The sequence below is a fragment of the Tardiphaga sp. genome, from assembly GCF_025356345.1.
Taxonomy (GTDB): Bacteria; Pseudomonadota; Alphaproteobacteria; order Rhizobiales; family Xanthobacteraceae; genus Tardiphaga.
Genome location: NZ_JANXTC010000301.1, coordinates 17,530 through 27,992, shown reverse-complemented (window position 1 = coordinate 27,992; position 10,463 = coordinate 17,530). Strand labels below are relative to the sequence as shown.

Genomic DNA, 10,463 nt, shown 5'->3' with positions numbered 1-10,463 from the left:
AGCGCGGTGACGAGGATCGGCGGCTCGGGCTGGATGATGGTGTTGAGGGTGCCGCCCTTGGTCTGACCGACGGCGCGCGTCAGGCCGAGCGGAATCCCGGCGCTGATTGCGGTGCCGGTCAGCGCCATCAGTCTGGTGAATTCACGTCTGTTCATGCCGTTCCTCTTGATTGATGCCGACTTCGGTCGAACGCGCGATGCGCGGCGACAGGTGAGGATGTTCTTGCAAGATCGATACCGCCGCCGCTGCCGGGCCGACCATCGTCGCGATCGGGCCAGCCGATTTGCGGATTCAGTAACCGTGCGCGGGATCGACGCAGTTGAGCAGCGCATCACCGGCGTTCAGGCGACGGATGTTCTCGGCGATCTGGTCGGCAATCACCCGCGGTCTCGCCAGCGCAGCCATATGCGGCGTCACCAGAATACCCGGCTCGGTCCATAGCGGGTTGTCTGGCAGCAGCGGTTCCTGGTCGAACACGTCGAGTACGGCGCCGCGCAGATGGCCCGACCGCAATGACGCCACCAGATCCGGTGCCACCAGATGCTCGCCGCGGCTGCACAGGATCAGCGCCGCGTCTTTCGGAAGCTGCGCAAACAATTCCGCATTCAGGATGCCGGCCGTCGCCGGCGTCAACGGCAGCAGGCAGACCAGAATATCGGTCTGCGCCAGAAACCCGCCCAACGCCGCGTCGCCAGCAAACATCGTCACGCCGTCAACCTGTTTCGCCGACCGCGACCAGCCCGACACGGTGTAGCCAACCGCCTTCAGCAACCGCGCCGCCTCGATGCCCAGCGTGCCAAGGCCGAGGATGCCGACCCGCTTGTTGGCCGCCGCGACTTGGTCGTAGCGATGCCAGTGCCCGTTGCGGGCATTGGCGGCCACGCGATCAAAATCGCGATGAAAATACATCGTGCCCCACAGCACATATTCGGCCATCGCCGCCGCGAGATCGGGATCGACGATGCGACACAACGGCAGCGCCGGCAGATCCCGATCCGACAACACGTTGTCAACGCCGGCGGCGATCGAGTGGATCAGCCGCAGCTTTGGCATCGTCGCCATCACGCCGGCGGGCGGCTTCCAGCGCACCGCGACTTCGCCCTCGAGAGCGCCATCATCTGGCCAGTGCGTCACGATGGCATCGGGCACCGCGCGTTTTAGATGGTCGTCGAGAAAGTCCATCTGGCTGGAAAGGGTGGTCAGTACGGTAATACGTGTCATTCGCGTTCCATTGGCAGCGCTGGCATGAAGTCTGCTTGGTGGATCTGTGACGTCCGCAGGCGGCGTGCGCAATCCCTCACCCGGGATGCACGAGCTGCGCGCGTCAACTCTGTCTGCATCGGGTCAGGATCTATCGCGTATGGGCCATATCGCTATTGTTTCGTCCGAAACGCCACGCCGCCGCGTGGCGCCGCCTTCAATGGTCAGCTTTTGCGGCTTCGAGGCCAGCGGTCGCCAGGCCGACGCGTTACAGGACGCAGAACGTCCTGTCGTGGCGATGGCCGCCGAATTCTGTTCCGGCGGCGTCGGCGTCCGCCATAGCCATCGCCGCGCCCAGTTCCTGCACGGCCTGACCGGGGTGATGACGGTCATTACGGAAACCGGTAGCTGGACGGTGTCGCCGCAGCATGCGCTGTGGATTCCGCCGGGCGTCATGCACCAGAGCCGCTGCTGGGGCAGCGTGCAGTTGCGCACGCTCTATATCGAGCCGGACGCCGCCGTCGATTTGCCGAACAGTTGCCGGCTGCTGGAAGTGTCCACCTTGGTGCGGGCGCTGATCAACGAGGCGGTCACCTTCCCGACCGAATATGACCAGGCCGGGCGCGAGGGCCAGATCATGCAATTGATGCTGGCCGAGATCGGCCGCATGCCGGCGGTGCCTTTGCGCGCGCCGATGCCGCGAGATCGCCGGCTGGCGCGGATCTGCGAAGCGATCCTGCGCGATCCCGGCAATAATCAAGATCTGGAATCATGGTCGCAGGTCGGCGGACTCGGTCGCCGTACGCTGACGCGGCTGTTCCGCCGCGAAACCGGCATGAGCTTCGCGGAATGGCGGCAGCAGGTCCGATTAATGGAGGCGCTGTCGCGGTTGAACCAGCGCGAGCCGGTGACGTCGGTAGCACTCGATCTCGGCTATGATAGCCCGAGCGCGTTCAGCGCCATGTTCCGCCGCTCGATGGGAATCTCGCCGCGCGATTATCTGCGCTGGAGCGCCGACAAGATGCCGGCCGCCGCCGTATAGCCATCAACGCCCTCTGCCAGCCGGGCCTCGGTTTGGGCACGCAGCCGGCGGATGCCGGCGTCGATCGCCACCACATCATCGCCAATCTGACGGAGCAGCAGGCTGTATTCGAAGTCGTCCCGGCTCCGCATGCTGGCGGCGAGCTTTTCGCGATGCGCCTTGAGGTCCTGCAGCGTCACCAACTGGCCCAAATCAACATAGATGGCGACAATCACTTCGATCGCGCTACTCAACGCAACGAAGCCTTTTTCTCGGCAGCTTCAATCCTGGCTTTCAGCGTCGCCTTGACGGCGCGGATTCCGGGGAATGGCGTGCCAAGCTTGCGCGCCTGAATCTGCACCGAGGTCTGCGGGCGCTTCATGATCACGGCAGCCCGCGCCAGCGACAGATTGCGCGCAATCAGCCCCTTCAAAACCTCGATCTGCTTATCGTCCCAACGATTTCTGGCCATGTTTTGTTATGGCAACCGCGCGCCATTCTGTCTGTTCGGTCGCGGACCCTTTGCTGGACAATTCATCATGAGATGACTGCTTCGCTGCGAACGCAGGGCGCGTCATCCGGCGCGGATGCGTAGTATAGCTGCGGTTCCCGCCGATTCGTTTTGCTAGTTGTGGAACGTGTTTTATCGAACCGCGTTCGAACCGCGGGCATCGCCTGAAAACGCGGAGCAGCGGATCGAATGCGTCAACCGGCGCGACCGGATCGAACATCTCTGTCGAAGGCCGCGCTAAGGGTGGTGGCGGGAACTAACTCCAGACATGCCGCTCGACCAAAAAAGGCTCCGGAGCGATCCGGAGCCTTTTGACCTGTCGTATAGGCAGCGCGAAATCTACGTCACAACCTCGATCAGCTTCGGTCCCTTCTCGGCCATAGCATCGGCGAGCGCGATATTAAATTCATCTGCCGAGGTAACCGAGCGCGCCGGCACGCCCATGCCCTTGGCGAGCGACACCCAGTCCAGCGCGGGACGGTCGAGGTTGAGCATGTCGAGCGCGCGCTGGCCCGGCTCGCCGGCACCAACGCCGCTGAATTCGCCGAGCAGGATCTGATATTTGCGGTTGGCGAACACGATGGTGGTGACGTCGAGACTTTCGCGGGCCTGGGTCCATAGCGATTGCAGCGTATACATCGCGCTGCCGTCGCCGACCATGCAAATCACCTTGCGGTCCGGGCACGCCACCGCGGCCCCGGTCGCCACCGGCGTCGAGAAGCCGATCGAGCCGCCCATGTTCTGCAGCCAGTCATGCGGCTTCGCCGCCGCCGTCGGCGGGAAGAAGCCGCGGCCGGTGGTCAGCGACTCGTCGACCATGATGGCGTTTTCCGGGATCGCCCGCGCGATCGCCTGCGCGATCGTGGTGTGGTTCAGCGCACCGGTCGGCTTCACCAGTTCGAGCAGCTTTTGCGGCTGCGCATCCGAAGGCTTGGCGCCGAGCGCGCCGGCCAGCGCTTCCAGCGCCGCCACCGAATTCTCGCCGCCCGAGGTCATGCGATGCACCTCGCAACCTTCCGGCTTGAGCATGCTCGGCTTGTTCGGATAGGCGAAAAACGCCACCGGATCATTGGCCTCGACCAGGATGATATGCTTGAAATCCTTCAGGATCGGCAGCGCCAGCTCGATCACATAAGGAATCCGGTCGATGGCGAAACGGCCGGCGCCGCGCGCCATCCGCGGATTGTAGGTCTGGCCCATTACCTTGCAGCCAGTCTTGCCCGCCACCTGCGCCGCTAGCGCCAGCCCGTGCTCGGTCAACGCGCCGCCGGTCATCAGCAGCAGCGTCGGCTCGCCGGACTTCAACACCTTCGCCGCGGCGTCCACCGCCTGCGTCGAATAGCTTCCGCGCTGGTTGTCCAGCGGGACTTCGGCGATCCCATCAGCCTCGCCCCAGGCGGTGTCGGCGGGCAGGATCAGAGTGGCGACCTGCGCGTTCTTGGCCGCGGCGATGGCGTCGGCGCCGTCCCTGGCGATCATCTTCGAGTCCGGCGAGGTGCGGACCCATTGCGACATCGGTCGCGCCAGACCTTCGATGTCCGAGGTCAGCGGCGCGTTATATTCGATGTGGTAAACGGCGTGCTGGCCGACAATGTTGACAATGCCGGAATTGGCCTTCTTGGCGTTGTGCAGATTAGCGAGGCCATTGGCGAGGCCGGGGCCGAGATGCAGCAGCGTCGAGGCCGGCGTGCCCTTCATGCGGTAATAGCCGTCGGCGGCGCCGGTGACGACGCCTTCGAACAGCCCGAGCACACAGCGCATACCCTCGACGCGGTCGAGCGCGGCGACGAAGTGCATCTCCGAGGTGCCGGGATTGGCAAAGCAGACATCGACCTTGCCCGCGACCAGGGTCCGTACCAGGCTTTCCGCACCGTTCATCGTCTCACTCCCGTTTCAAACTTCTTCAATGACCCGGCAGATCAACCATTGTTCGCGGTTCCCGTCAAAGGGCGCAAACGCAACCCCTGTGTGCGGCAAGGCGGCCCCCCGGTGGCATCGCGTGCAACCGCCTTCAGGGCACCTATCACACGGCGGTGGCTTGCGGATTCCGGCAAATTGTGGCCTGTCTGGGACTCACTTCACAGGGGCGAGGAAATACGATGAAGCGTTTGTTTTCGCTGTTTTTTGCGGCCGCCGCACTGATCACCCTGGCGCTGCCGGCCGAGGCCCGGATGCGCCAACAGCCGCCGGCACCGGAAGCCCAGGTCCATGATTCCCCGTTTGCCAACTTCTTCTCCAATCTGGGCACGCCGAGCGGCTCCGGGCCGGTGCCGCGCATGGTGGTCGGCTTCGAGAGCAATTATGCCCCCGGCACCATCGTGGTGAACACCGCCGAGCGGCGCCTCTATCTTGTACAGGGCAACGGCCAGGCGCTTCGCTACGGCATCGGCGTCGGCCGCGACGGCTTCCGCTGGGGCGGCGTGCACCGCGTCACGGCGAAGAAGGAATGGCCGAGCTGGACGCCGCCGTCGCAGATGCTGGCGCGCCGCCCCGATTTGCCCCGCCACATGGAAGGCGGCCCCGACAACCCGCTGGGCGCCCGCGCCATGTATCTCGGCTCGACGCTGTACCGTATCCACGGTTCCAACGAGCCGGAGACCATCGGCCAGGCGGTATCCTCGGGCTGCTTCCGCATGGTCAATGACGATGTCATCGACCTGTATAACCGCGTCCAGGTCGGCGCCACGGTGATCGTCAAGAACTAGGCTTCTGGCGGCGGCGCCAGTCGTGCCGCCGTTTTCCCCGCCCGGCGAGCATTCAGGCTTGCGCTGGCGTGTGCATTGCGAGAACTTGACGGCAATGCGGACGCGCCTTTCAGCTAAACTCCTGAATGCCCTGGCGGCCCTGATCGCCGCGACAGTGCCGCTTGGCCTGGAAACGCCGGCGATCGCCACCGCCGAACCCGCCGCTGTGATCTCGCGCCAGCGCAACGAGAAGAAGGTCTTCACCGACAGCGAGATTGTCGATGGCTTTTTCAAGACCGCGTTCGGCGCCGAATACCACCTGGCCGGCCGCGTCGACCGGATCCGCAAATATGAGTTGCCGGTGCGGGTCTACGCGGACGGCCGCGCCGATCGCAAATCGCAGATCGCCCGGGTCGTCACCGACATCGCCAAGCGTATTCAGCATCTCAATATCGCGATGTCGGACAGCAGCGACGATGCCAATGTGCTCGTCAAGCTGGTGCGCGACCGCGACCTCTACCGCACCATTACCACCTTCTACGGCGCCGACCGCGCCAGCGAGATCCGCGAGTCGCTCGATCCGCAGTGCCTGTCCGGATTCCGCAAGAACGACGCCTACGAGATCGAACATTCCGACGTCATCCTCACCGTCGACAATGGCGACTTCATCTTCCTCGATTGCGCTTATGAGGAACTGCTGCAGTCGCTGGGCCCGATCAACGATACCAGCACGGTGCCGTGGACGATGTTCAATGACAACGTCCAGATGGGCTTCTTCGATGTCTACGACCAGTACCTTCTCAACATCCTGTACGACCCCCGCATCAAGGCCGGCATGACCGTGCAGGAGGTCAAGCTGGTGCTGCCCGCGGTGCTGGTGGACGTGCGGAGCTGGGTCGGTAAGGTCAACGGGCTGGCGGAGTAGCGCGGCCTTGAAATAGTTATCATTCCGGGATGCGGCAGACGGCGAAGCCGGCTGGCGCAGGCCCGGAATCCCGAACTGTTCATCGCTTCATATCGAGATTCCGGGTTCGCTCGCGCTGCTGCGCTCGCCCCCCGGAATGAGCGCGCCCCGTCACGCGCTCTTGTCGAACAATTCGCGGCCGACCAACATGCGCCGGATTTCGCTGGTGCCGGCGCCGATCTCGTAGAGCTTGGCGTCGCGCAGCAGCCGCCCGGTCGAATAATCGTTGATATAGCCATTGCCGCCGAGCAGCTGGATCGCGTCCAGCGCGCATTGCGTCGCCTTCTCCGAAGCGAACAGGATCGCCCCGGCGGCATCCTCTCGCGTCGTCTCGCCGCGGTCGCAGGCCTTGGCCACCGCATAGACATAGGCGCGCGCGGCATTCATGTTCACATACATGTCCGCCACCTTGCCCTGCACCAGCTGGAAGGTGCCGATCGGCTGGCCGAACTGCTTGCGCTCGTGGATATACGGCATCACTACGTCGATACAGGCCTGCATGATGCCCAGCGGCCCCGCTGCCAGCACCGAACGTTCATAGTCCAGTCCGGACATCAGCACGTTGACACCGCGGCCGACGTGGCCCAGCACATTTTCCTCCGGCACCTCGCAATCCTCGAACACCAGCTCGCAGGTGTCGGAGCCGCGCATGCCGAGCTTGTCCAGCTTCTGCGCGGTGGAAAATCCCTTCATCCCCTTCTCGATGATGAAGGCGGTGATGCCGCGCGATCCGGCGGCGGGATCGGTCTTGGCATAGACCACCAGCGTCTCGGCGACGGGGCCGTTGGTAATCCACATCTTGTTGCCGTTGAGGACGTAGCGATCGCCTTTCTTGTCGGCCCGCGTTTTCATCGACACCACGTCGGAGCCCGAGCCCGGCTCGGACATCGCCAGCGCACCAACATGTTCGCCGGAAATCAGCTTTGGCAGATAATGGCGCTTCTGCGCGTCACTGCCGTTGCGGCGCAGCTGGTTGACGCAGAGGTTGGAATGCGCGCCATAGGACAGGCCGACCGAGGCCGACGCCCGCGAGATTTCCTCCATCGCAATGCAATGCTCGAGATAGCCGAGCCCGGCGCCGCCATATTCCTCCTCGACAGTAATGCCGTGCAGGCCTAATTCGCCGAGCTTCGGCCACAGATCGCGCGGGAAAACATTGCTCTTGTCAATTTCCTCAGCGCGCGGCGCGATCTCCTTGGCGGCAAAGCCCTGCACGGTTTCGCGGATCGCGTCGGCGGTTTCGCCAAGATCGAAATTGAATATCCGTTGCGCGTTTGCAATCATCGGGACGTGGCCTCCGTTATCATTTGCAGCGCGGCGCAGAGCTCGCGCGTTTCCCCATTGAAGACAGGAAGTGCCGTGCCAGATCAATCCCTTCGTTTGGCGTAAACGCCGCGCGGCACCCTTGCGTCGAGCCCCGCAACCGAGTGTAATTCGGCAAAATTCGGCCACCGGATCTGACACGGTGCGCCACGGGACGAACCAGGAGGACCGCCATGCACGGCAGCATCGAGAGCGACAAATCCACGCGCCAGCGCCTTGCCCGCGAGCTGGCCTACGCCACCCCCCTGAAGGACTTCCATCCCGGCGCGCCAAAACTGTTCCAGACCGACACGCTGTGGCCGTGGTTCGAGCGGCTGCGCCAGGAAGAGCCGGTGCATTACTGCACCAACGCGCCGATCGAGCCCTATTGGTCGGTCACCAAATACAATGACATCATGCATGTCGATACCAATGCCGCGATCTTCTCATCCGATGTCAAGCATGGCGGCATCGCCATCCGCGACGTGCCGGAAGGCTATGACTGGCCGAGCTTCATCGCGATGGACGAGCCCAGGCACGGGCCGCAGCGCAAGACCGTCTCGCCGATGTTCACACCGCCGCATCTCGAAGAGATGGCCGTGCTGATCCGCGGCCGGGTCTGCAAGGTGCTCGACGCCCTGCCGCGCGGCGAGACGTTCGATTTCGTCGAACGCGTTTCGGTCGAGCTGACCACGCAGATGCTGGCGACCTTGTTTGATTTCCCGTGGGAAGAGCGCCGCAAGTTGACGCGCTGGTCCGACGTTGCCACCGCGCTGCCCAAGAGCGGCATCGTGTCGTCCGAGGCCGAACGTCGCCGCGAGATGGACGAATGCGCCGCCTATTTCGGAAAATTGTGGAACGAACGGGTGAATTCCGAGCCGCGGAATGACCTGATTTCGATGATGGCGCATGCGGATGCGACCCGCCACATGGATCCTGACACGCTGATGGGCAACATCATCCTGCTGATCGTCGGCGGCAACGACACCACCCGCAACACCATGACCGGTTCGGTACTGGCGCTGAACGAGTACCCCGAGCAATACCGCAAGCTGCGCGACAATCCAGGCCTGATCGACACCTTGGTGCCGGAAGTAATCCGCTGGCAGACGCCGCTCGCCCATATGCGGCGCACCGCGCTGGTCGACACCGAACTGGGCGGCAAGACCATCAAAAAGGGCGACCGTGTGGTGATGTGGTACGTTTCCGGCAACCGCGACGAGGACATGATCGAGACCCCGAACGACTTCATCATCGACCGGGCGCGGCCGCGCACGCATCTGTCGTTCGGCTTCGGCATCCACCGCTGCGTCGGCATGCGGCTGGCGGAATTGCAGCTCAAAATTGTCTGGGAAGAGATCCTGAAACGGTTCGAGAACATTGAAGTTGTAGGCGAGCCCAAGCGGGTATATTCGAGCTTCGTCAAAGGCTACGAGTCTTTGCCGGTTCGCATTTCCTGATTTCACCGATTAAGAGAATGTAACTTCCCTGATGAAAAACGAAGCCGCGGAACAGGACGAGTTCCATGACATCCGCGACGCCGTCGCCAAGCTCTGCGCCCAATTCCCCGGTGAATACTGGCGCAAGCTCGACCGCGAGAGTGCCTACCCTTCCGCCTTTGTCGATGCGCTGACCCAAGCCGGATATCTGTCGGTGCTGATCCCCGAGGAATATGGCGGCTCTGGCCTGAAACTGTCGGCCGCCGCGGCGATCCTGGAAGAGATTCAGCGCGCCGGTGGCAATGGCGGCGGTTGCCACGCCCAGATGTACACCATGGGCACGGTGTTACGGCATGGCAGCGATGCGCAGAAGGCTCAGTGGCTGCCGAAGGTCGCGACCGGTGAAGTCCGGCTGCAGGCCTTTGGCGTCACCGAGCCGACCTCGGGCACCGATACCACCTCGCTGAAAACCTTCGCGAGGAAGGACGAGAATGGCGACTACATCGTCAATGGCCAGAAGATCTGGACCAGCCGCGCCGAACATTCCGACCTGATGCTGCTGCTGGCGCGCACCACGCCGAAAGACCAGTCGGCCAAGCGCACCGACGGTCTGTCGGTATTCCTGGTGGACATGAAAGAGGCTAAGGGCAACGGCCTCGAGATCCGTCCGATCCGCACCATGATGAACCACGCCACCACCGAGGTGTTCTTCACCGACCTCAAGGTGCCCGCGGCCAATCTGATCGGCGAGGAGGGCAAGGGCTTTCGCTACATCCTGTCCGGCATGAACGCCGAGCGCATCCTGATCGCCGCGGAATGCATCGGTGACGCCAAATGGTTCATCGCCAAGGCGTCGGCCTATGCCAAGGAGCGCGTCGTGTTCGGCCGCCCGATCGGCCAGAACCAGGGCATCCAGTTTCCGATCGCCAAGGCCTATGCGGCAATGCGCGCCGCCGATCTGATGGTCAAGGAAGCCACCCGCAAATATGAAGCGGGTCTCGACTGCGGCGCCGAGGCCAACATGGCCAAGATGCTGGCGGCGGACGCCTCGTGGGACGCGGCCAATGCCTGCGTGCAGACCTTTGGTGGTTTCGGCTTTGCCGAGGAATACGACATCGAGCGCAAATTCCGCGAGACGCGATTGTATCAGGTGGCACCGATCTCCACCAATCTGATCCTGTCCTACGTGGCCGAGCATGTCTTGGGGATGCCCAGGTCGTATTGATATAATGGGGCTCAGCCCCCTCCCCGTCATTGCGAGGAGCGAAGCGACGCGGCAATCCAGAGCCACAAGCCCGGCAAAAACTGGATTGCTTCGTCGCCAAGTGGCTCCTCGCAATGA

Annotated in this window: 10 protein-coding genes; 5 read left to right on the top strand and 5 right to left on the bottom strand. The window is 63.3% G+C overall.

What is annotated here, in order from left to right:
- Window positions 1-291: 291 nt before the first annotated feature.
- Window positions 292-1,221, bottom strand: coding sequence for a glyoxylate/hydroxypyruvate reductase A (locus Q0S16_RS18535; protein WP_366517841.1), 930 nt, complete (start codon window positions 1,219-1,221; stop codon window positions 292-294).
- Window positions 1,222-1,420: 199 nt separating this feature from the next.
- Between Q0S16_RS18535 and Q0S16_RS18530 the strand changes: the two genes are divergently transcribed.
- Window positions 1,421-2,242, top strand: coding sequence for a helix-turn-helix transcriptional regulator (locus Q0S16_RS18530; RefSeq protein ID WP_295851217.1), 822 nt, complete (start codon window positions 1,421-1,423; stop codon window positions 2,240-2,242).
- Here the strand turns inward: Q0S16_RS18530 and Q0S16_RS18525 are convergent.
- From Q0S16_RS18525 to Q0S16_RS18515, 3 genes are all read right to left on the bottom strand, one after another.
- Window positions 2,197-2,475 (bottom strand): hypothetical protein, encoded by a 279-nt coding sequence (locus Q0S16_RS18525; RefSeq protein WP_295851216.1) that lies wholly within the window; start codon window positions 2,473-2,475, stop codon window positions 2,197-2,199. The genes Q0S16_RS18530 and Q0S16_RS18525 overlap by 46 nt on opposite strands.
- Window positions 2,472-2,693 (bottom strand): hypothetical protein, encoded by a 222-nt coding sequence (locus tag Q0S16_RS18520; RefSeq protein ID WP_295851214.1) that lies wholly within the window; start codon window positions 2,691-2,693, stop codon window positions 2,472-2,474. The genes Q0S16_RS18525 and Q0S16_RS18520 overlap by 4 nt, the downstream gene beginning before the upstream one ends.
- 378 nt (window positions 2,694-3,071) lie before the next feature.
- Entirely contained in the window at window positions 3,072-4,610 is a 1,539-nt protein-coding gene (locus Q0S16_RS18515) for an acetolactate synthase large subunit (RefSeq protein WP_295851212.1), read from the bottom strand.
- A 221-nt stretch (window positions 4,611-4,831) separates the two neighbouring features.
- Here Q0S16_RS18515 and Q0S16_RS18510 point away from each other — a divergent pair, with 221 nt between their 5' ends.
- Both Q0S16_RS18510 and Q0S16_RS18505 read left to right on the top strand, forming a co-directional pair.
- Entirely contained in the window at window positions 4,832-5,437 is a 606-nt protein-coding gene (locus Q0S16_RS18510) for a L,D-transpeptidase (protein WP_295851209.1), read from the top strand.
- Between the two features lie 94 nt (window positions 5,438-5,531).
- The gene (locus tag Q0S16_RS18505; protein WP_295851206.1) at window positions 5,532-6,341 is read left to right on the top strand and encodes a DUF2927 domain-containing protein; all 810 of its coding nucleotides are present in this window, start codon (window positions 5,532-5,534) and stop codon (window positions 6,339-6,341) included.
- Between the two features lie 150 nt (window positions 6,342-6,491).
- Here Q0S16_RS18505 and Q0S16_RS18500 read toward each other — a convergent pair whose 3' ends face one another.
- Window positions 6,492-7,664 carry an isovaleryl-CoA dehydrogenase gene (locus Q0S16_RS18500; RefSeq protein WP_295851204.1) on the bottom strand — a complete coding sequence of 391 codons (1,173 nt, stop codon included), beginning with the start codon at window positions 7,662-7,664 and terminating at the stop codon, window positions 6,492-6,494.
- Window positions 7,665-7,876: 212 nt separating this feature from the next.
- Between Q0S16_RS18500 and Q0S16_RS18495 the strand changes: the two genes are divergently transcribed.
- Window positions 7,877-9,142 carry a cytochrome P450 gene (locus tag Q0S16_RS18495; protein ID WP_295851201.1) on the top strand — a complete coding sequence of 422 codons (1,266 nt, stop codon included), beginning with the start codon at window positions 7,877-7,879 and terminating at the stop codon, window positions 9,140-9,142.
- A 31-nt stretch (window positions 9,143-9,173) separates the two neighbouring features.
- Window positions 9,174-10,346, top strand: a complete 1,173-nt coding sequence (locus Q0S16_RS18490) for an acyl-CoA dehydrogenase family protein (protein ID WP_295851197.1) — start codon at window positions 9,174-9,176, stop codon at window positions 10,344-10,346.
- The last annotated feature ends 117 nt before the right edge of the window (window positions 10,347-10,463 follow it).